The organism is Roseibium sp. 10G30-5, from assembly GCF_055809635.1.
This window is the reverse complement of record NZ_CM147918.1, coordinates 3,186,202-3,207,504: the sequence shown is the minus strand read 5'-3', so window position 1 is coordinate 3,207,504 and position 21,303 is coordinate 3,186,202. Positions and strand designations below refer to the sequence as shown.

The window sequence follows — 21,303 nt, the reverse complement described above, 5'->3', positions numbered from 1 at the left end:
GACTTGATTAAATCGTGTTATTTGAGAATATGCATGCACATATTTACCTGTCAACGAGGATTCAGGCCGTGTTGAAAATTTGTGCCGAGCAGCCTTCAAACGCATCACAAAGCCTTTTTGCGCGCACTGCGCTGACGCAGGACGGCTGGCAAAAAGACGTGCAGATCGACATCGCGGCAGACGGGAAAATCCAGAGTTTGACAGCAAATTCGAGCCCCAGCGGTCAGCAGATCGGTGTTGCTCTGCCCGCCCCCGTCAATTTGCACAGCCATGCCTTTCAACGCGCCATGGCAGGGATGAGCGAACGGCGTGGCAGCGAAAGTCGTGACACATTCTGGACGTGGCGCCAGATCATGTACCGCTTTCTCGACCTGCTGACGCCGGATGACATCGAGACCATCACCGCATTTGTACAGATGGAAATGCTGGAAGCGGGCTATGCGGGGGTCGGCGAATTTCATTATGTGCATCATCAGCCATCCGGTCAGCCTTACGACACTCTCGGCGAACTCAGCGAGCGCATTGTTGCCGCCGCTGCGGACACCGGCATCGGCATGACGCTTCTGCCCGTGCTTTACAGCCAAGGCGGGTGTGACGGACGCCCCCTGGGTGCAGGCCAGATCCGCTTTGGCAATGATGTCGACCGTTTCATGCGGCTGCATGAGCAGGCCGAGAAAGCCATCGGTGCCCTGCCTGCGGATGCGCGCATCGGCGTCGCACCACATTCCCTGCGCGCCGTGACCCCAGAGGGACTGGCGGCAGCCGTGCAGCTTGCCGGCAACCGTCCCCTGCACATGCATCTGGCAGAGCAGGTTGGCGAAGTCGAGGAAGTGGTTCAGGCCCTTGGCCAACGCCCTGTCGAGTGGCTGCTGGACACACATGATGTCAACGAACGCTGGTGTCTGATCCATTGCACGCAAATGACGGATGCAGAAACCATCGCGCTGGCGAAGACCGGCGCTGTTGCGGGGCTGTGCCCGATCACTGAATCCAGTCTGGGCGACGGTATTTTCAACGGCGTCACCTATCTGCAAAATGGCGGTCATTTCGGCTACGGATCAGATTCGAACATCCGCATCTCGCTCTCGGAAGAACTGCGGACCTTTGAATACTCCCAGCGCCTGCGCGACAAATGCCGCGCTACAGTCGCAACCTCGGAAAAATCGACCGGCCGTATCCTGTTCGACACCATCGCCCGCGGCGGCGCTCAGGCAGCGGGACGCAACGCAGGCGTTCTGGCAGTTGGCATGCAGGCCGATCTCCTAGCTCTGGATGATCAGACGATTGATCTGGAAGGCAGGAAGGGGGACGAATTGCTCGACAGCTGGATCTTCGCGGGCGATGATCGCATGATCACCGACGTCTGGTCTGCGGGCCGGCATGTCGTACGCGACGGACACCATATCAAGAGCGACGCCATTCGCGCCCGCTACCGCACCACCATGCAAGCGCTGAGGCAGAAGCTTTGACGGCCAAGCCAGTCACCAACAGCTGGACCGCAATCCGCGCGGAATTGCTGCACCGTATCCGAGACCGGATCTGGGCGCCGGGCGACCTTATTCCCAGTGAAATGGATCTGGCGGTTGAGTTCGGCTGCGCCCGTACAACGGTCAATCGTGCGCTGCGAGATCTGGCCGAAAGCGGTCTGGTAACGCGCAAGCGGCGTGCCGGAACGCGGGTCGCGATCAACCCGCCGCAAAAGGCGACGTTCACCATTCCCATCATCCGCGAGCAGATCGAGGCACGCGGCGGCACCTATCGACACGTGCTGTTGTCGCGCGAGATCCGGCACATTCCGCCGCAACTGAGAGCTGCCTTCCCGGTCGCCTCGGACGCGCGCCTGCTTTATACCGAGACAATGCACTATGCTGATGACCGACCTTTCGGGCATGAAGTCCGCTACACCAATTGTGAGGCTGTGCCGGAGATCGAGAATGTTGCCTTCGACACGGTCACAGCTAACGAATGGCTGGTTCACAACGTGCCTTATACCAGCGGTGAAATGGTGTTCTTTGCCATAGACGCGGACGCGACACTGGCAAATTATTTCGAGTCGCGACCCGGCACAGCCCTGTTTGCCAATGATCGCGCCACGTGGGATCTGGGTCAGCCGATCACCCATGTCCGGATGGTTTATGCGCCGGGTTATCGTCTGCGCACCGACTTTTGAGCCGATAAAGCACCAATTCTTTTTAACGCTGCGCGCGGCCGGAAACATCAAACACAAAGGCAAGTCCCGGCCGCACAGTGTTTCCCGTTGAACATCAGAGATCGTCGACGCAGACCTGTTTCTGTGTCCCCAGTTTGTCGACACCCAGTTCCACCGTATCGCCTGCCTTGAGGAATACCTGCGGTGACTGGCCCATACCGACACCTGGAGGTGTTCCGGTGGTCACAACATCACCTGTAGCTGCAAGGTGAAAAATTGCGAGAGGTAGGAAATCAGATAGCGCACGCCATAGACCATCGTCTTGGTGGAGCCGTTCTGAAACCGCTTGCCATTAACCTCTAGCCACATGTCGAGGTCCTGCGGATCGCCAACTTCGTCCGGGGTCACCAGCCATGGACCGATAGGGCCGAAGTTGTCGCAAGACTTGCCCTTGACCCACTGACCGGCGCGCTCTGTCTGGTAGGCCCGCTCTGACACATCATTGACGACGCAATAACCCGCCACATGATCCAGTGCATCCTCTTCCGACACATATTTCGCCGGACGCCCGATCACGAAGGCCAGTTCGACCTCCCAATCGGTCTTCTCAGATTTGCGCGGAATGATGATCGGATCATTGGGACCACAGATCGCCGAATTAAGCTTGGTGAAGATGATCGGCTCCGCCGGCACATCCATACCGCTCTCGGCCGCATGGTCGGAATAATTCAACCCAATGCAGACAAACTTGCCAATCTGGCCAACACACGGACCAAGGCGAGGATTGCCCTCCACGACCGGCAAGGTCGAAACGTCGAGCGAACCAAGTTCCTCCAGACGACGCAGCACATCTCCGGCCAGATCCGGCACAATCTGGGACAGATCGCGAATGCGGCCTTCATCGTCCAGAACGCCCGGCTTCTCCTGCCCCTTTTCGCCATATCTCAGAAACTTCATCGTTTTCCCTTCCCTGATTGCAGGCCATCCCGCAGGTCGCTGGGCCGCGCGCTTTGCCTGTGTGAAAGCGTTGCGGTCAGGCGAAACTTAAACAGCTTGCCACCCGAAGCAAAGCCGTGAAGGCTCAAACGGTTGCCTCTTCCTTCACCCAACGGGCATAGCGTTCAAAGCCGTCGATCAAGGCGAGGCACTCCTCTCCCAGATGTTCGCCCTGCGGCTTGATGATGGAATATTCAAACGGGTCGTTCAGCGCGACAGGACGCACAATACCGCCCGCACGTTCATGTTCGCGGGCGCTGAATGCATCGACGAGAGCAACCCCGACGCCCCGCAACACCAATCCGCACACCACTGTTGCAACATAGCATTTCATGCGCACCACAGGCGCCACCACCATGCGAGCGAAAGTCCGGTCGAGCAAACGGCCCGACGTGGTGTTCTCGACGAAGCCAACGAAACCAAGGCCGGACAGATCATTCAATTGCACGATATCACGCGCGCCCAGCGGATGTCCGGGGGGAGCAATAAAGCAGTAGGGAACATCGCCCCGCGCAATGATATCCACTTCATGCGTCGGCCGCGTTGGAATGTCGAAGCCAATACGACACTGGCGCGAGGCCACCTGTCGCAAGACCGGCAACGTCGTCATGGACAGAAACTCAGCCCGGAAAGACGGCCTCTGATGCAGCAGGTCAGCAATCACCACAGGCAAGGCCGCCTGCGCAAAGGCTGGAGCCGCCGCAATTCGCAAGTTGGCGCGATAACCTTGTCGAATCTGATCCGCAGCATGCTGGATTTCTCCAAGCCCAATGAAGCTGCGTTCCACTTCTTCCAGCAGTTCATGCGCTTGTGGCGTTGCCACCACCCGGCCACCATGGCGCGTAAAAAGGGTGAGTTGAAGCCGGTCTTCCAGGTCGCGGATCAATCGGGAGATCGCCGGCTGCGACACAGACAATTCGTCGGCAGCCGCCGTGACCGAGCCGGATCGCATGACCGAGCGAAAAGCTTCCAAGGAGCGCTGGGACAGAAAGGACGTCATAACATTTTCGCATTCCACATGATCAAATTGATATTTGCCTTATAGGATGATTTGCCCCACTGAAACAAACACCGAATTCAATATGGTCGATCTTCATGCAACCTGACCTTGCCTTCCCCGCCCAAACCAACGTCGTCATCATCGGTGGCGGGATCATTGGCGTGTGCACAGCGCTGTTTCTGACCGATCTGGGGATTCCCGTGGTGCTTTGCGAAAAGGGTCACATTGCTGGCGAGCAATCGTCCCGCAACTGGGGCTGGATCCGCAAGGCAGGTCGTGATGCCCGCGAACTCCGAATGATGATCGAAAGCGCTGCCCTTTGGAGCGACATCAATGCGCGCCTGGGCGAGGACATCGGCTATCGGCGCGCTGGCATCACTTATCTGGCGACAACAGAAGCGGAACTGGCCGCCCATGAGCGCTGGCTGGCAGATACCAAAGGCTTTGACCATGGGTCACACTTGCTGTCCAGCACCGAGATCGGCAAATATCTTGGGCGCCCGACCAACTCCTTTGCCGGAGCACTGCACACACCATCCGATGCCATTGCGGAGCCTGCTCTGGCGGTGCCGGCGATGGCACGATTGGCCCGGAAAAATGGCGCTGTCATTCTGGAAAACTGTGCCGTGCGCACACTGGAGCGCAGCGCCGGTAAGATCACTTCGGTGATTACCGAAAAGGGAGAGATTGCGTGCGACCACGTGGTTCTGGCTGGTGGCGCGTGGTCCAGACCCTTCCTTGAGAACATCGGCGTTCATATTCCGCAATTGGCGATCAAGTCTTCTGTTCTGCGCACGACGGCTGCGCCATTGATTGTCGCCAGGGGCGCTTGGCGCTGGCGTGGCTTCCATCCGTCGTCGTCTGGATGGCGGCTATACCATTGCCCGCAGCAATGCGGCCGAATTCCAGTTGATCCCGGCGGCCTTTCGTCACCTCAAGCCGTTTTTACCCACCATTCGCCGTCGCTGGAGCATGATGAAGATCCGGTTCGGCGCTGATTTTTTTGGTCCGCTGGGGCATCATCGCTGGCAAGCGGATGACATAACGCCCTTCGAGACACACCGCATCTACAATCCCGCTCCTGACGCCAACCTGATAAAGGCCGTGCTGACTGGCGCACAAGCGCTGCACCCGCAATTGGCCGACGCCCAGATTGCAGAAAGCTGGGGCGCGCTGATTGACGTTACCCCGGACGAAGTGCCCATCATCGACACACCGGAAAGCTGGTAAGGTCTGACAATTGCGACGGGCCTGTCCGGCCATGGCTTCGGCATTGGTCCGGGCCTTGCCAAACAAGTGGTTCAGGGAATTATCGGCGAACCGCGTCTGTCTGATCCTTCGCCATTCCTGATGAGCCGTTTCTAAAATTTCCACACGCGGACCGCAGGCTTTTTAGACTTGTAATCAAGATGATATCAAAGCCACTTGGGAACTTGCACCCCTCCGGATCCATTAGTTCACTATGCTGTCAGACACGATTACCCCACTAAACGGCGGTGATCGCGGCACGCGGCGGCCCGGGGGCGACATGATCTGCGCCCCCCGCCACCGGTTCTGACATTCGCTCGCAGTTGCACTCCAACCCGAGAGACATCATGACACCGATCTGGCTGACAATTCTTTCCTGCCTTTCCCTGCTCCTGGGCGTTCTTAGTGCGGCCCTCATTGCGCTGGACCTACGCAAGCGCCCCGCTCCCATGGCCGTCATGAACTTTGTCTGGCCGTTATGCGGTCTGTTCGGCAGCCTGCTGGTGCTCTGGTTTTATTACAAGTACGCGCACAGCCACTCTCATGGCGACGGTGAAGGCCCGGCATTTCCAATTGCAGTTGCCAAGGGAACCCTGCATTGCGGCGCAGGCTGCACATTGGGGGATGTCATGGCTGAAAGCCTAGCTCTGGCGGCCCCTGCGGTGCTTGTTCCTTTTGGTTTTCCCGGTCTGTTTTCAGAGCGTATCTTTGCAGTCTGGGGACTGGATTTCGTCTTTGCCTTCGTCATCGGCGTGATCTTCCAGTTCTTCGCCATTGCTCCGATGCGTGGCCTTTCGGTTGGCAAGGGCACTCTGGCCGCACTCAAGGCCGATGCCGCATCGCTGATCTCCTGGCAGATCGGCATGTATGGCTTCATGGCCATTGCGCATTTCTGGATTTTCAAGGATCTGTTACACGCCGAGATCAATGCTGCCCAGCCTGAATTCTGGTTCGCGATGCAGATTGCCATGTGCACAGGCTTTCTTACTGCCTACCCGGTTAACTGGTGGCTTATCCGTGCAGGTGTAAAAGAAGAGATGTAAGCTTGGCCGCACACACAGAGGCGACAGCTTATTCGCGTGTCAAGCGCAACAAACACGAGACTCCGGCGTTGCCTCTATGGCAATAACGAAAACGTGATATCTCGTCAGGGAAGGGTTCGACCATGGTCAGGATTGTTGATTTGCCCAAGGATTACCACGGCGCCGGAGGCTGGGGATCATTACGTGGCATCAAGGAAGTCTCATCAATCGTCCAATCCTCCCCTCGCCTCGCTGCAAGTTCTTTGGAAGCTGAACAAGACGAAAGGCGTCATGTGTGCGTCTTGCGCCTGTACCGAAACCTGCCAACTACAAGCCCTTCGAGTTTTGCGAAAACGGTGCCAAGTCCACCCTTTGGGAGACAACGGCAGATCGCTGCAAGCCGTCGTTCTGGAGTGATCACACGGTTGAGAGCCTGAAAAGCTGGAGCGATCATGAACTGGAAAAGACCGGACGCCTGACCGCGCCGCTGAAGTACAATCCCGAGACGGATCGTTATGAAGAAATTTCCTGGGAAGATGCCTATCGGGAAATCGGCCAGAAGCTAAACGAGTTGCGGCGCGAAGATCCGACATCCGCAGTGTTCTATTCCTCCGGCCACGCCGGGCTGGAAGCCTCGTATCTGTGGGCCCTTCTGGCGCGTCTTTACGGCAACAACAACCTGCCTCAAAGCTCCAATATGTGCCACGAGACCACCTCGGTCGGCCTGAAAAAAGTCATTGGTTCTCCCGTTGGTTCAGTGATCTGGGAAGACATCGAGGCAACCGATTGCTATTTCTTCTTCGGCCAGAACCCCGGCACCAATTCGCCCCGTTTCCTGCAACCGCTCGCAGAGCTTAAAAAGCGAGGCGGCAAAATCGTCACCTTCAACCCCGTCATTGAACAGGGACTGGTGTCTTTCGTTTCACCGCAGAACCCGGTTGAAATGCTGTCAGGCAAGGAAACCATCATTTCCGACCAGTATCACCAACTCAGGGTGGGCGGTGATGTCGCAGCCATGCTTGGCCTCAGCAAGGCCGTCATGGAAGCTGATGACGCAGCCCTTGCAGAAGGGCGTGAGCGCATCATCGACGTGGCCTTCATCGCCGAACACACCACCGGTTTTGATGAGTTCGCCGAAAAGGTTCGCACCACCAGCTGGGACGAAATCTGCCGTGAAAGCGGCCTGAGCGAGCAAGACCTGCGTGACGCGGCCGATGTCTACATGAAGGCCAAACGCGTGATTGGTGTCTATGGCATGGGCCTGACGCAACATTCACGCGGTGCCTTGAACATCGGCATGTTCGTGAATTTCATGATGCTTCGCGGCAACATCGGTCGCCTTGGGGCCGGCATGTGTCCCGTGCGTGGCCATTCCAACGTGCAGGGCCAGCGCACCGTTGGCATTGCGGAAAAGGCAAAGCTTATCCCGATGGACAAGCTGCGCGAGCTGTTTGATTTCGAGCCACCGCAGGAAGACGGCTACCATATCGTTGACGCGATGAAGCAAGCCATTGCAGGTAAGGTCAAATCGATGATCTGCCTCGGAGGCAATCTGGTGCGGGCAGTACCGGATCAAGAGATGGTCGAAAAGGCCTGGTCAAAGCTGGACCTGACCGTGATGATCTCGACGAAGCTGAACCGCAGTCATATTTTCCCCGGCAAGAACAGCTATATCCTGCCCTGCCTTGTACGCTCCGAGCGCGACATGCAGAACGGCGTCGAGCAGTATATTTCCATCGAAGACAGCTTTTCCTGCATTCACGGGTCGCATGGCATTCACGCGCCAGCCTCACGCAAATTGAAGAGCGAACTGGCAATCGTCGCCGGCATTGCCAAGGCAACGCTGGCACCGAACCCGAAAGTGGATTGGGATGGCTGGACTGCGGATTACTCCAAGGTCCGAGACCTGATTGAATACACCTATCCGAGCGATTTCAAGGATTTCAACGAGCGTCTGTTCGAACCTGGCGGTTTCTGGCGCGGAAATCCTGCGCGCGAACGCAAGTGGAATACAGAGTCTGGCCGTGCCGAGTTCACCACACCTGACCAACTCACCTCTTTGAGTTTTGGAGACAAGCCGGGACGTTACCGTCTGCTGACCATGCGCTCGAACGACCAGTTCAACACCACGATCTACGGCTATTCAGACCGCTTTCGCGGCATCGAGGGGACGCGGGACGTGCTGCTGATGAATGAAGAGGACATGCGGGAGATCGGCGTCAAGAAAGGCGACATGGCAGCGCTGATTACAGATTCCGACGAAGAGGATGCCCCCTTGCGGCGTCTAGGCGGACTGGCCGTCATTCCCTTCAAGCTGCCACGTGGCACAGTCGCCTCCTACTATCCGGAGTGCAATGTTCTGGTGCCTCTCGATCATCATGACCAAATGTCCAAAACACCAGCGTCCAAGTCCGTGCCTGTGCGCATCGAGGCGGACATACAGACGCAAAGTGCTCCATTGAAACAGGCTGGTTGAGGTCCATGACCAAGGCCGCCCCTCCCGGCAGCAAGCCAGTTTCGGGTCAATTCGTGGCGCCCCCTCAGGACACTGCGTCGTCGACCGACATGCGGGACAGGGACATTTCCCCTGCCCCCCTGACGACTTGGCAGGTGGCGGAAGAAGTTCCCGTCGGTATTCTTTTGAACTCCGTCCCCGTCAGCGTGATGATGGCGACACCAGCCAATCTGGAAGACCTCGGCGTCGGCTTTCTGCTGGCGGAAGGCCGCGTTCAGCACGCTGACCTGCTCAATGCACTGGTGCTGCCAACGGAGACTGGCTTTTGTGTTGATGTGGCGGCGCGCGTGTCCTCATCAGACCCCACAGATCTTGCAGACAACGCCCCAGAAATTCCACGTCGTACCCTGGAAGGCCGCTCCGGTTGCGGATTGTGCGGCATGCAGGAGCTGACCGATATTCGCCTCTCCGTGCCTTATCAAAAACGGCAACAGCTTGATGCACGTGCAATCAAGGCGGCCTTCCACAGTCTTTCCGATCATCAACCCATCCGCGATGCCAACAAGTCGGTTCATGCGGCGGCTTTCTGTGATGAAGACGGCACCATTCTTCTGGCGCGGGAAGATGTCGGCCGTCACTGCGCCCTCGACAAGCTGATCGGCGCCATGGCACGCACCCAAACCAGCGGCAACGCCGGTTTCGTGGTGATGACCAGCCGTTGCAGCTTTGAACTGGTACAAAAAGCGGCCGTTGCAGGCCTTGGCGGGCTGGCGACTCTCTCGGCTCCAACGACATTGGCGTTGCAGGTGGCAAAAGATGCGGGCCTGCCATTGGCCTCTGCCTCCGGTGGGGGGATTATGCTGTTTCAGGGGTCTGAAACTTAACCTCCCCCTTCATGGGCTGTTGCAAAGTACGCTTTCCGGGGCATCCCAATCCATAAAAAACCCGGCGAACACTGCTGCTCGCCGGGGTTTTCAATGTTCAGATCTCATCTCTTATCGAGGTTCTTCACGCAAGCCACGATAGGTGGAGTAACATGCCAGAAGCAGCACGATGGTGAAGGGAAAGCCGGTTGAAACGGCCATTGCCCTCAGTGCTCCAAGACCACCACCCAGCAACAACACAATGGCGACGATGCCTTCGAAGGTGCACCAGAACATGCGTTGCGGCAGAGGTGAATCCATCTTGCCGCCTGCGGTGATCGTGTCGATGACCATGGAGCCGGAATCCGACGAGGTCACGAAGAAGACGATCACCAGCACGATACCGATCAGCGAAGTGATTGACGCCAGCGGCAGATAGCCCAGCATCTTGAACAACTTCAGATCAATATCGGCATCGACCACCGAGGTAATGTTGTCCTGCACGATCTGCTGAATCGCAGTGCCGCCAAACACGGTCATCCACAACACACAGACCACGGATGGAATGACCAGTACGCAAATCAGGAATTCACGCACGGTACGGCCACGACTGACCTGCGCAATGAACATGCCGACAAACGGTGACCACGAGATCCACCAGGCCATATAAAACGACGTCCAGTCCTGTCGAAAGCCATTGTCCGTTCGACCGAACGGATTGGCCAGCGCCGGAAGCTCTTTGGCATATTGCCAGATATTATCGAAGAAGCCCGTGAAGATCGCCAGCGTCGGACCAACCAGAAGCACAAACACCAGGAGCAGGGCTGCAATCGCCATGTTGATCTCACTGAGGCGTTTCACGCCGCCATCCAGTCCGCGATAGACCGAGAAGGTTGCAACGCCCGTGATCATGCAAATAAGAATCACACGCGAGATGTTGTTATCTGGCAATCCAAACAGAAAGTTCAGCCCTGCGTTGGCCTGCTCGACACCATACCCCAGCGACGTTGCAAGGCCGAACAGTGTGGCGAAGACAGACAGCGTATCAATGATGTGACCCGGCCAGCCCCAGATCCGCTCCTTGAAGATCGGATAAAAAGCCGAACGCATCGTCAGCGGCAGACCCTTGTTATAGGCAAACAGCGCCAATGCCAGAGCAACCACGGCGTAAATGGCCCAGGGATGCAGACCCCAGTGAAACAGCGTCGCCGCCATCGCCAGACGACGGGCCGCCGCCGGATCGCCCATTGCCCCGCCAAGCGGTGCACCGTCCGTGCGGATACCATCCTGCAATTGCACGCCGCCCATCGCCGCGTTGAAATGCGAAATCGGCTCCCCGACACCGAAGAACACCAGACCAATGCCCATGCCGGCTGCAAACAACATGGCAAACCAACTGGCATAGGAATGATCCGGTCGAGCATCCTTACCGCCAATACGAACCTTGCCCAGTGGCGAAAAGATCAGTCCTAAGCAGAACACCACCATGATGTCGGAGGCCGTCAAGAAGAACCAGTCGAGATGCGACGTGAGCCAGCCTCTCATTCCGGTAAAAGCCGCGTCGGCCTGTCCTTGAAAAATGACAGTCAAGATCACAAACAGGATGATGAGTGCCGCCGATACCACAAAGACGGGGTTATGGATGTCGAAGCCAAAGGGGCCAATGGACGATTCAATATTATCCTGACCGACCTCGTAATCCGTCTCGATCAGGTTTGTCTTCCCCTGAGGTGCGGGAACTCCCTCGTTCGTTTCGCTTTGGCTCATGCCGTCGAAAACTCCCTCTCGGTTTGAATGAATGTCTCAAGGCACAGGAAAAGGCAGCAAGACATTGCGCCCATACTCAGTCCCCACTCGTTGAGCAACGCCGGGTGCCGTCAAAAAGTTTCACGAAGACGCCGCAAATTCGCCGTATCGAGCCTCGTTTTGGGCTTGAAGATGTCTGGGCAATTTCAAATTGCTTCAGCTTTACGGCGCCTTCCGTCCCGCAGCACACCTGCCGGAGAGCAACGAAAAACTTTGTTTTGTAAAGGTCCCGACCACTGTGACCGCTACCTGGGGCGGCGAATGCACTTGTGAAGGGGGAAGGAAATGTTTCTATGATGGAGTCCCAATCCTGCCGAACCACAGCCACCGCCCGAAGAGTTCTCCACCGCGATCATTTGTCAGGTGTTCACCTGTTATAAGTTTGCTAAAGAGACACATTAAAAGCGCCACGGCAGCCCTGCTGCTTGCAGACCACCAGACATTCACCCGCAGTCCATTCTGGATTTGTGACACGGGGCATGTCACGAAAAATGGATAGATTACATGCGCGTCGCAATGATTGGGACCGGCTATGTCGGACTTGTCTCAGGCACCTGTTTCGCCGATTTCGGCCATGTCGTGACCTGCATCGACAAGGATGCTGGCAAGATCAATGCCCTCAACAAGGGTGAGATTCCAATCTATGAGTCAGGTCTGAAGGACCTGGTGGCCAAGAATGTTGCCGAGAACCGTCTGTTCTTCGTCACCGATGCAGAAGACGCAGTACGCTCTGCCGATGCGGTGTTCATCGCGGTTGGCACACCCACACGCCGTGGTGATGGCCATGCAGACCTGTCGTATGTCTATGCTGCTGCCGAAGAAATTGCCAATTACCTTGAGGACTTCACCGTTGTCGTCAACAAATCGACTGTCCCGGTTGGCACGGGCGACGAGGTCGAAGCCATTCTCAAGCGGGTTAATCCGGAAGCAGATGTGGCAGTGGCCTCGAACCCGGAATTCCTGCGCGAAGGCGCTGCCATCAGCGATTTCAAACGGCCGGACCGGGTTGTGGTGGGCACGGAGAACGAACGCGCGATCAAGGTTATGCGCGAATTGTACCGCCCGCTCTATCTCAACGAAACGCCGATCGTCATCACAAAACGGCCCACGGCTGAATTGATCAAATACGCCGCCAACGCCTTCCTGGCCGTGAAGATCACCTACATCAACGAGATCGCTGATCTTTGTGAAAAGGTGGGCGCCAACGTTCAGGAAGTTTCGCGCGGCATTGGCCTCGACAAGCGGATCGGCTCCAAGTTTCTGCATGCAGGTCCGGGATATGGCGGCTCTTGCTTCCCGAAGGATACGTTGGCGCTGTCCAAGATCGCAGAAAGCCACAACAGCAGCCTGAGCATCGTCAACTCGGTGATCGAGGTGAATGCCGAGCGCAAGAAGCGCATGGCCGACAAGGTCATCGATTTCATGGGCGGAGACATTTCCGGCAAGACGATTGCTCTTCTGGGATTGGCCTTCAAACCAAACACCGATGATATGCGGGATGCCCCTTCCCTCGACATTGTGGCGAAGCTGCAGAACGCGGGCGCGAAGATCCGCGCTTATGACCCGGAAAGCATGAAAGAAGCCGGCCACATGATGCAGGACGTCTTGTTCTGCGATGGCCCTTACCACGCTATCGAGAATGCCGACGCAGTGGTGATCGTCACCGAATGGGACCAGTTCCGGGCGCTCGACATGGACCGGGTCAAGACCAGTCTGAATGCACCCAACATCATTGACCTGCGCAATATCTATGATGTCGAAGACATGGCCGCACGTGGGTTCAATTACACCAGCGTCGGGCGCAGCTACTAACGCGCCACTCAGGGCTTCGGCTCTGCGATGTCTCCGGCGTCTGATGATCAATGGCGGAGCTGTCTTCGCAATATCTCTGCCCCCTGCAAAGCCTCGCTCCAGTGCGAGGCTTTGTTTTTTCAAGCTGCATGTGCTGCAAGCCCACCTGCACCCAATTGACAGGCCGCCAATAAGTCGCAATATTGTATACATTAGAATACAATATAAAGGCCTCTGTCATGATCGATTTTCATTCGCCAAGCATTGCCGGAACCTATGCGGCGCGAGATGTGGAGCAGGATTGGGTGAATGTCATGAAAGACCGCATTGACGTCTTGGATGCGGACCTCGCTGACATCGGCTGCGGTGGTGGTCTGTACTCCCGCGCCTTGGTGCAGGCTTGGTTTGCGCAGCATGACGGCGGTCGATTTTTCCGAGACAATGCTCGCCGATGCCCGGAAAACCCTGCAAGGCATTCCGAATGTTCATCTGCGACTGGGCACGGCTGAGGCAACCGGGCTGGAGACAGCGAGCCAGGACGTGGTTTTCACCCGTGCCGTTGTCCATCATCTCGCCGATCTGACCGCGGCCTTCCGCGAAGCCTGTCGCATTTTGCGCCCCGGTGGCCATCTCATCATTCAGGACCGCACGGTCGAAGATGTCACGCAACCGGGATCCAACGAACATCTGCGCGGCTATTTCGTTGAAGCGCATCCGCATCTGAACGACATAGAGATCAAGAGACGTCCAACCGGCAAAGGCATTACACAGGCGCTGACTGCCGCGGGGCTGGAATTGAACGAAGAATTTTCATTTTGGGAAACGCGCCGCAGCTACGCCCGGTTTGAAGATCTGGCAGCCGACCTGAAAGGCCGCACCGGGCGCTCCATTCTGCACACGCTCGTCGATGAACAGATCGATGGTCTCGTCGATGTCATGAAAGATCGGCTTCAGACTGCCGTCTGGCCATTGACCGAGAAAAGCCGCTGGAGCGTGTGGATGGCGCGCAAAGCGCTTGCGTAATCAGCACAACAGGCCGCGCGCCAGCCAATCTCGCCGGTTAGACCGTCAGTCTTCGCCGTCATTTTGTCCGCGCACCAGATACACCATGTGCTGGATCGCCATTGCATACCCATGAATGCCCAGCCCGACAAGAATGCCATCGGCGCGCCGTGACACGTAGGAATGATGACGGAAGTCCTCACGCTTGTGCACGTTGGAAATATGCACCTCCAGCACGGGGCAAGCACAGGCATTCAGCGCATCCAGGATAGCGACAGAGGTATGCGTATAGGCGGCGGGGTTGATGATAATGCCGCACGCTTCTTCGCGCGCTTCATGAATCCAGTCGATGAGTTGATGCTCGGCGTTGCTTTGCAGAAACCGCACAGCAAAGCCTGCCAGGGCTGCTGTCGAGTGACAAAGGGTCTGAACATCGGCAAGCGTTTCGTGACCGTAGATCTCCGGCTCACGCTTACCAAGCAAATTGAGATTGGGACCATTGAGAATGTAGATGGATTTCACGAAACGGCTCCTAGCGTCTCAAGATCAAAAAACGACATGCCGCGCCAGAAAGGCCCGACCTTGTCAAAGCTTAGGCAGAATCGTCACGGCGCGAAAAGAGACTTGTGAGAAACATCAGCCGATCGACATATCGCCTGAACCGTTGCCATTGCCGTCGCCACCGCCGCCGGGCACGCCCTGCCAGATCTTCTGACGATTGCGGATCTCACGCGGGGCCGGACCAAAGTAGGTCGCCGTCTTGATGAAGTCGCGCGGATGCAGAATGACGCTTGAAACACGCTGATAAAGCGCCTTGGCCGAAATCGGCTTGGACAACAACTCATGCACACCCAGACGACGCGCCTCAACGATGCGGCTGCGTTCAGTATGCGCCGTGACCATAATGATCGGAATATAGGCGAAGGGATTGTTGGGAGTGCGAATCATGCGCACCATATCCGCTCCGTCCAGAATAGGCATCACCCAATCCAGAATGATGATGTCCGGATTGGCTCGATCCATCGCTTCCAGGCCGGAGGCGCCATCTTCCGCTTCCACGATCCGTCGTGCACCGAAGCCCTGAAGCATCGTGCGAATGATCGTCCGCATGTAGGCGCTATCTTCAACAAGAAGAAACGTTAGAGAAGCAAGATCAAGACTCACGCAAACCTCCGTTATCTCCGATAGCCTTCGCATAAAAAGCTGAAGAGAGAGTTATTAACCCTACAGGCAATGGCAGAAAGGCCCTGTCGCCCATCACAACTCAGTTGAATGCACGGCTGGCAGGCTGGCCCCTGTCATCCGCTCAGGTGACGGCCACCGTTTAAAGCTCTTTCATCGTCTGTTGTTAGGCTGTGACAGTGTGCCACATCCTTGATTGCCCTGCCTGACAAAAGAACGTGCTGGTCAAATCAAAAGAGGAAGCGTAAATCTACCTTGGAATAATTAAAAAGGATGCGATCCGCCGATACGTATCCATATCCTGACAGAGGCCACACTCTGCTCTGCGCAGCCTTGCAAGGCAGCACAGGCATACAAGCACTTGCCGCGCGCGTTGCACACACGCAGCCGCGTCAATGTGTCAATAGACACAGGCGGCGGGAGCCAATAGGGTCCGCATATGCGGAGAGGATAGGATTAGGTTCACTGATGAACTATCAAGAAACATTCGAAAATGCGATCTCATCCTTGAAGGACGAAAAGCGCTATCGGGTTTTTGCTGACCTTGAACGTGTGGTTGGTGAATTTCCAAAGGCTATCTGGCGGTCGGACAATGGTCTGGAACGCAAAATCACCGTGTGGTGCTCCAATGACTATCTGGGCATGGGGCAACATCCGCAGGTTTTGTCGGCGCTGACGGAAACGGCACAGCGCATGGGCGCGGGCGCAGGCGGCACACGCAACATATCGGGCACCAATCACCCTCTGGTCCAGCTTGAGCGCGAGCTCGCGGATCTTCACCAGAAGGAATCGGCCCTCGTCTTCACCTCCGGTTTTGTATCCAACGAAGCCTCGATTGCGACGATTGCCCGCCTGCTGCCCGACTGTCTGATCCTTTCCGACCAACTCAATCATGCGTCGATGATTGCCGGTGTCAAAGGCTCGGGAACAGCCAAGCAGATCTGGCGCCACAATGATCTCGAACACCTCGAAGATCTGTTGAAGGCTGCGGGCAATGATCGCGCCAAGCTGATCGTGTTCGAATCTGTCTATTCCATGGATGGCGACATTGCGCCGATCGAGCGCATTGCCGACCTGGCCGACAAATACAATGCCATGACCTACATTGATGAAGTGCATGCCGTGGGTATGTACGGCGAACGTGGCGCAGGCATCTGCGAGCGCGAAGGCGTGCTCGACCGTATCGACGTGATCGAAGGCACCCTGGCCAAAGCCTTTGGCGTCATGGGCGGCTATATCGCGGCCAGTCAGACGATTGTCGATGCCGTGCGCTCCTACGCGCCGGAGTTCATCTTCACAACGGCCATTCCGCCCAGTACCTGGCGGCTGCGGCCTGCGCCTCCATCCGCCACCTCAAGGCCTCGCAAAGCGAGCGGTCACAGCATCAGGCGCAAGCCCAGCGCACCAAGGACACACTGACGGCCGCCGGTCTGCCGGTGATGCCCTCGCAGACCCATATCGTGCCCATCCTCGTCGGCAACCCGGATTTGTGCAAGAAGGCCAGCGATATTCTTCTCGACCGTCACGACATCTATATCCAGCCCATCAACTATCCCACCGTGCCGCGTGGCACGGAGCGACTGCGCATCACGCCAACGCCTCTGCACAGTGATGTGCTGATCGGTGAATTGCGCGATTCGCTGCTGGACGTCTGGGACATGCTCGAACTACCCAAGGGTTCCGTCGACAGTGACGGACAATTGCGCATCGACGAAGATGAAAGCGGCGCACGCCGCTCGATCTATCCTGCGGCGGGTGGCTAAAACTGCAACCCACCAATTTACACCTTGGTAAAGTTGCGGGGAGTTAATGAGTTTTGCCGAGCAAAATTAACTGAACTTTCAAGCGAGACATGGCAATAGTGGCCGGGTCGAACGCTCCCTGTATGTTGAGCTTGAAGGTGCGCCATGACGGCAGAACAACAAAAAACAGAAAAAGAAGACCTCCGCATGCAATCCCGGAATGAGACCTCTACAAACAGTAAAACCGGTTTGCCCAACAGACGGGAAAACCTTCTGATGGTGTCAGGTTTTGCACTCGTTCTCGTGGCCGTCAGCATGGTGGTCACCACCATGGTTCTCTGAGGAACCACGACGAGACGACACCAAGGGCTTTATCTGCCCGGCAGACGCCACCTGCTTCAGGCACCCCTAAAAATTCACAATCTCGCGCCAGTTCTGAACAGAACCGCGACTCTGTGCTGGTGTCTTGGGGTGACCTCGAACGTTCAAGAGACAAGCTCGCCGCAGGTCAAGCGCCGCGATGTTGCCCTTGCGCCAGAGTCGACAGCGCGTCACTGCCTGTCAAAAGGTCTTCCTGCTCACGGATATACTCGCTGATCCTCGGCATGAGGAATGGCTTGCGCACAAAAACGGCGGGCTGATAGTCCGCGATTTGTGTTTTTGCTTCCCGCTCGTTCATCGCCGAGATTACCAGAACCCTTGGCGACAGGTCACGACGGATCAGCTCCTGCAACACCTGCCCGCCATTCAGCCCTGGCAAATCAAGATCCAGAATGATCACATCCGTCGGCCCTGCATCGTAAACGTTTAAAAAGTCTTCCCCGCAGGCAAAGACGCTCGTTTCAAAGCCAGTTTCGATCAACAAAGAATTCAAAGCGTCGGACACGCCGGGATCATCTTCTACAATATAGATTTTCACAGTGAGACCTTCATTTTTCTCAAAGAAGTCTCAAAGAGAATAACGAAGGGCTTTCATTCTTTCGTACGCGCGAGCACGTAATCAGAGCGATTAATATCGAAAATGTGGACAATAAAATTTGATTCTATGAATACTTACGGGAAATTACATACAAATTATAAGTAAATGCATTTAGATAAAAACACTTAAAATATCACTCCGTGATGGAAAACCTTTCATAAAAAGACAAAATATTACGCCTTGTCAAAACCAAAACAGGGAGACCTCTGCCCTCCCTGTTCCAGATCCAGTCTCGTCGGCCCGGCGCAAAAAATCTGCTGTCCCGCGCCTCAGCGACGTTCCAGCACAATGCGCACGAGATCGGCAGCATTGCGCGCGCCCAGCTTTTCCATGATTCGCGCACGATGAACTTCCACCGTGCGCGGGCTGATGCCCAGAATACGACCGACCTCCTTATTGGACGCCCCACCGGTAATTTCCGAAAGAACTTCTTTCTCTCGACGGGTCAGCAACTCGGAGCCTTCGAAATTGGAAGTATCCTCTTCCTTTGCACGCTGCTCCATGGCAGCGATGCCTTCGCGAATGCGCTGAATGACCAGATCTGCGGTAAACGGCTTTTCGATAAAGTCGAACGCACCATTGCGAATGGCCTCCACGGCCATGGGAATATCGCCCTGCCCGGAAATGATGAAGATCGGCACGGGGTACTGATCGGCATTCAGTGCTTTCAGGATCTCTATGCCGGAGCGCCCCGGCATATGAACATCCAGTAACACGCAGGCCGGATGGGTCTTGCTTGCCGAAGAAACAAACGCATCGCCATCGGTGAAGGTCTCAACTTCGAAGCCCTCCATATTCAAGACGACGGAGAGTGCATCCCGGACTGCCGGATCGTCATCCACAATGTAGACGGCCTTGGTCTCACTCATTTCACTCTCCCTTTTCAAACCAGTGTTCCTGTCGAACACCATAGCAAACGCAGATTACTCGTTTAGGTGACATTGTCGCTTCGTATTTTCTGACGAGATCGTCGGTTCTTATCGCTGGATCGGCAAACGAAGAATGAACGTTGCCCCTTCCCCGCTATTGCCTTTAACAAGATGTAGATCGCCACCGTGATTCTGGGCGATGGACCGCGAAATGGCGAGACCCAGACCAAGACCCTTTCGCTTGCTGGCTGCAAAGGCCTTGAACAGATCAGGAATCTGATCCTCTGGAATACCCGGCCCGGAATCGCTCAACTCGAAGAGAATAGACGTCTCATCGGCATAGACAGAAAGATTGACCTTCGGATCGGGCCAACCCTGCACTGCTTCCCCGGCATTCTTGAGCAAATTTACGACAACCTGTTGGATTTGAACAGGATCTGCATAGAGATCAGTCAGATTATCGGCAATCTCATAGGCAAAGACCGAGCTTGGAACAGGCGTTGCAAGCGATACCATCTCTATGCAGGACACAACAAGCGTTGCAATATCAATCCGCTCCCGGCGCGGCTCACGGCGCTCGATAAGGCTGCGCATGCGCTGAATGATCATACCAGCACGTTCGGCTTCACGAATGGTCTTGTCGATTACGCCCAAAAGCAGCGGATCCATTTCCTCCACCTGCGCTCTCTTGCGGGCGATCGATTGCAGATACAACAAGATCGCTGTCAGCGGCTGGTTCAACTCGTGAGCAATGGCAGCGCCCATCTCGTCCATGGCATTGAGGCGGGTCAAATTGACAAGCTGGGCCTGCGCCAGAGCCAGGCGCTCCTCAACCTGCTTTTGGCCTCGAATATCGCGGACCACGCCAATGAACTGTCGGCCCTCGGGCGTCGGAGCCATGCCGACAGAGAGCTCCAAGGGAAAATGTGTTCCGTTGCTGTGGCGCCCTTCGACTTCATGCTCGCGCTCTATTAGAACTGCGCCGCCAGCCTCCGGGTCCCATTGCACAAGACCGTCATGGGTGACCCGAAACTCCCCCACCATGAGGTCCGAGACATGGGCTCCGAGGACATCTTCCGCGCTCCAGCCAAAAAGCTGCGCGCAAGCCGGGTTGAAGGACAGGATCTGACATTGTTCATCGAGAACAAGAATGCCATCGCGCGACGTATCGAGCAGACAGGCCCAGCGCGCCGCGCAAATATCCGCAGTACCGTCCAATGACTCGGCAAACAGCGACATCACCCTCTCCCGACCGTCCATCAGGACCGCCTGCTTGCGGGCTCATGCAACGACTTGGACACGCAAACGAATTCTGCCATCGGAGAAAAATGCCTTCCTTGCCGTGGTCTCCGCATCTGTTGACGCGATAATCACCTCTACATCTGCAGGGTGTCCCATGAGGAACATCATGAGCAAGTCAAATAAAACAGACAGAAGTAGACCGAGCTCGTCATGCAGAAAACAAGTCCCTCGCCGTCAACAGTTTTACAAATTGCTTACGCCAAATGCATCGATTGTATCGATAAGTACAATGCATGGTCTCGGCATATTTTCCTACCCGCCACGCATATTTTTTAATGAGAGGCACAAAAAATCCCAACACAGGCTGCTTGTCTTCACATCAACTGCTCACGCGTGCATCTGGTCTGGCGACAAAGAAGGGCGACCTCACGTCCCCAGATAGTGCATGGTCAAGGTTCTGCGGTGGGGGGCTGCCCGATATTCAGCCAGATAAATCGCCTGCCATGTGCCCAGGTCCATCTCTCCGCCGACAACTGGAACCTGCATACTCACCCCAGTCAACATGGCCTTGATATGTGCGGGCATGTCGTCCTTGCCTTCCATCGAGTGTCGATACGGGCGGTCTTGCGGTGCCAACATATCGAGCGCCTGTGACAGATCGAACTGCACATCCGGATCGGTATTCTCCTGAATGACCAGCGCTGCGGAGGTATGCCGGACAAACAGCGTCAGCAGGCCATCGCCTGCGTCTTTCTCACGCAGCCATTTTCCCAGAGGAGCATTGATGGAGATGAAACCCGCCCCTTGCGTTGGCACCATCAAGCGGCCCATCGCCTGACGCAATGGCATTGTATCATCATCAAACGTCCAGACACCTACGGATTGGTCCATCATCGCAGCCTCCCTTGCAACCGCATTGACTTTTGGCCGTCTCCACAGAGGGAAACGCGAGAGTTT

Annotated in this window: 18 protein-coding genes and 2 pseudogenes; 11 read left to right on the top strand and 9 right to left on the bottom strand. The window is 56.2% G+C overall.

Features of this window, described 5'->3' with window-relative positions:
* Positions 1–68: 68 nt before the first annotated feature.
* Both AC0L7U_RS16220 and AC0L7U_RS16215 read left to right on the top strand, forming a co-directional pair.
* Positions 69–1,469 (top strand): formimidoylglutamate deiminase, encoded by a 1,401-nt coding sequence (locus AC0L7U_RS16220; RefSeq protein WP_473692117.1) that lies wholly within the window; start codon positions 69–71, stop codon positions 1,467–1,469.
* On the top strand, positions 1,466–2,170 hold the full coding sequence (locus AC0L7U_RS16215; protein ID WP_473692115.1) for a UTRA domain-containing protein: 705 nt from the start codon (positions 1,466–1,468) through the stop codon (positions 2,168–2,170). The genes AC0L7U_RS16220 and AC0L7U_RS16215 overlap by 4 nt, the downstream gene beginning before the upstream one ends.
* 94 nt (positions 2,171–2,264) lie before the next feature.
* Here AC0L7U_RS16215 and AC0L7U_RS16210 read toward each other — a convergent pair.
* Together AC0L7U_RS16210 and AC0L7U_RS16205 are read right to left on the bottom strand one after the other, a co-directional pair.
* Positions 2,265–3,106, bottom strand: a pseudogene (locus tag AC0L7U_RS16210) (fumarylacetoacetate hydrolase family protein).
* A 124-nt stretch (positions 3,107–3,230) separates the two neighbouring features.
* On the bottom strand, positions 3,231–4,145 hold the full coding sequence (locus tag AC0L7U_RS16205) for a LysR substrate-binding domain-containing protein (protein WP_473692113.1): 915 nt from the start codon (positions 4,143–4,145) through the stop codon (positions 3,231–3,233).
* Positions 4,146–4,240: 95 nt separating this feature from the next.
* Between AC0L7U_RS16205 and AC0L7U_RS16200 the strand changes: the two genes are divergently transcribed.
* From AC0L7U_RS16200 to fdhD, 5 genes are all read left to right on the top strand, one after another.
* Entirely contained in the window at positions 4,241–5,143 is a 903-nt protein-coding gene (locus tag AC0L7U_RS16200) for an NAD(P)/FAD-dependent oxidoreductase (protein WP_473692111.1), read from the top strand.
* On the top strand, positions 5,118–5,375 hold the full coding sequence (locus AC0L7U_RS16195; protein ID WP_473692109.1) for a hypothetical protein: 258 nt from the start codon (positions 5,118–5,120) through the stop codon (positions 5,373–5,375). Before AC0L7U_RS16200 ends, AC0L7U_RS16195 begins: the two co-directional genes overlap by 26 nt.
* Positions 5,376–5,740: 365 nt before the next feature.
* A complete protein-coding gene (locus tag AC0L7U_RS16190; RefSeq protein ID WP_473692107.1) occupies positions 5,741–6,436 on the top strand; it encodes a DUF4396 domain-containing protein in 696 nt (231 codons plus the stop codon).
* 274 nt (positions 6,437–6,710) lie between these two features.
* Positions 6,711–8,891, top strand: coding sequence for an FdhF/YdeP family oxidoreductase (locus AC0L7U_RS16185; RefSeq protein ID WP_473692105.1), 2,181 nt, complete (start codon positions 6,711–6,713; stop codon positions 8,889–8,891).
* A gap of 5 nt (positions 8,892–8,896) precedes the next feature.
* Positions 8,897–9,754 (top strand): formate dehydrogenase accessory sulfurtransferase FdhD, encoded by an 858-nt coding sequence (gene fdhD, locus AC0L7U_RS16180; RefSeq protein WP_473692103.1) that lies wholly within the window; start codon positions 8,897–8,899, stop codon positions 9,752–9,754.
* 111 nt (positions 9,755–9,865) lie between these two features.
* Here fdhD and AC0L7U_RS16175 read toward each other — a convergent pair whose 3' ends face one another.
* Positions 9,866–11,500: a BCCT family transporter gene (locus AC0L7U_RS16175; RefSeq protein WP_473692102.1), complete on the bottom strand. Its 1,635-nt coding sequence runs from the start codon at positions 11,498–11,500 to the stop codon at positions 9,866–9,868.
* Positions 11,501–12,043: 543 nt separating this feature from the next.
* Between AC0L7U_RS16175 and AC0L7U_RS16170 the strand changes: the two genes are divergently transcribed.
* Positions 12,044–13,351, top strand: a complete 1,308-nt coding sequence (locus AC0L7U_RS16170; protein WP_473692100.1) for a UDP-glucose dehydrogenase family protein — start codon at positions 12,044–12,046, stop codon at positions 13,349–13,351.
* A 318-nt stretch (positions 13,352–13,669) separates the two neighbouring features.
* Positions 13,670–14,353 (top strand): class I SAM-dependent methyltransferase, encoded by a 684-nt coding sequence (locus AC0L7U_RS16165; RefSeq protein WP_473692098.1) that lies wholly within the window; start codon positions 13,670–13,672, stop codon positions 14,351–14,353.
* 45 nt (positions 14,354–14,398) lie between these two features.
* On the opposite strand, the gene aroQ is transcribed toward AC0L7U_RS16165, so the two are convergent.
* A complete protein-coding gene (aroQ, locus tag AC0L7U_RS16160) occupies positions 14,399–14,854 on the bottom strand; it encodes a type II 3-dehydroquinate dehydratase (RefSeq protein WP_473692096.1) in 456 nt (151 codons plus the stop codon).
* Between the two features lie 114 nt (positions 14,855–14,968).
* Positions 14,969–15,442 carry a response regulator gene (locus AC0L7U_RS16155; RefSeq protein ID WP_473695870.1) on the bottom strand — a complete coding sequence of 158 codons (474 nt, stop codon included), beginning with the start codon at positions 15,440–15,442 and terminating at the stop codon, positions 14,969–14,971.
* Positions 15,443–15,982: 540 nt separating this feature from the next.
* Here AC0L7U_RS16155 and hemA point away from each other — a divergent pair.
* Together hemA and AC0L7U_RS16145 are read left to right on the top strand one after the other, a co-directional pair.
* A pseudogene (hemA, locus tag AC0L7U_RS16150) lies at positions 15,983–17,277 on the top strand (5-aminolevulinate synthase).
* 144 nt (positions 17,278–17,421) lie between these two features.
* Positions 17,422–17,598, top strand: a complete 177-nt coding sequence (locus AC0L7U_RS16145; RefSeq protein WP_473692094.1) for a hypothetical protein — start codon at positions 17,422–17,424, stop codon at positions 17,596–17,598.
* Positions 17,599–17,764: 166 nt separating this feature from the next.
* Here the strand turns inward: AC0L7U_RS16145 and AC0L7U_RS16140 are convergent, their stop codons facing one another.
* The 4 genes from AC0L7U_RS16140 to AC0L7U_RS16125 form a co-directional block, all read right to left on the bottom strand.
* Entirely contained in the window at positions 17,765–18,175 is a 411-nt protein-coding gene (locus AC0L7U_RS16140) for a response regulator (protein ID WP_473692092.1), read from the bottom strand.
* A gap of 329 nt (positions 18,176–18,504) precedes the next feature.
* A complete protein-coding gene (locus AC0L7U_RS16135) occupies positions 18,505–19,104 on the bottom strand; it encodes a response regulator transcription factor (RefSeq protein WP_473692090.1) in 600 nt (199 codons plus the stop codon).
* A gap of 108 nt (positions 19,105–19,212) precedes the next feature.
* A complete protein-coding gene (locus AC0L7U_RS16130) occupies positions 19,213–20,343 on the bottom strand; it encodes a two-component system sensor histidine kinase NtrB (RefSeq protein ID WP_473692088.1) in 1,131 nt (376 codons plus the stop codon).
* 429 nt (positions 20,344–20,772) lie between these two features.
* Positions 20,773–21,240: a secondary thiamine-phosphate synthase enzyme YjbQ gene (locus AC0L7U_RS16125; RefSeq protein WP_473692086.1), complete on the bottom strand. Its 468-nt coding sequence runs from the start codon at positions 21,238–21,240 to the stop codon at positions 20,773–20,775.
* Between the last annotated feature and the right edge of the window lie 63 nt (positions 21,241–21,303).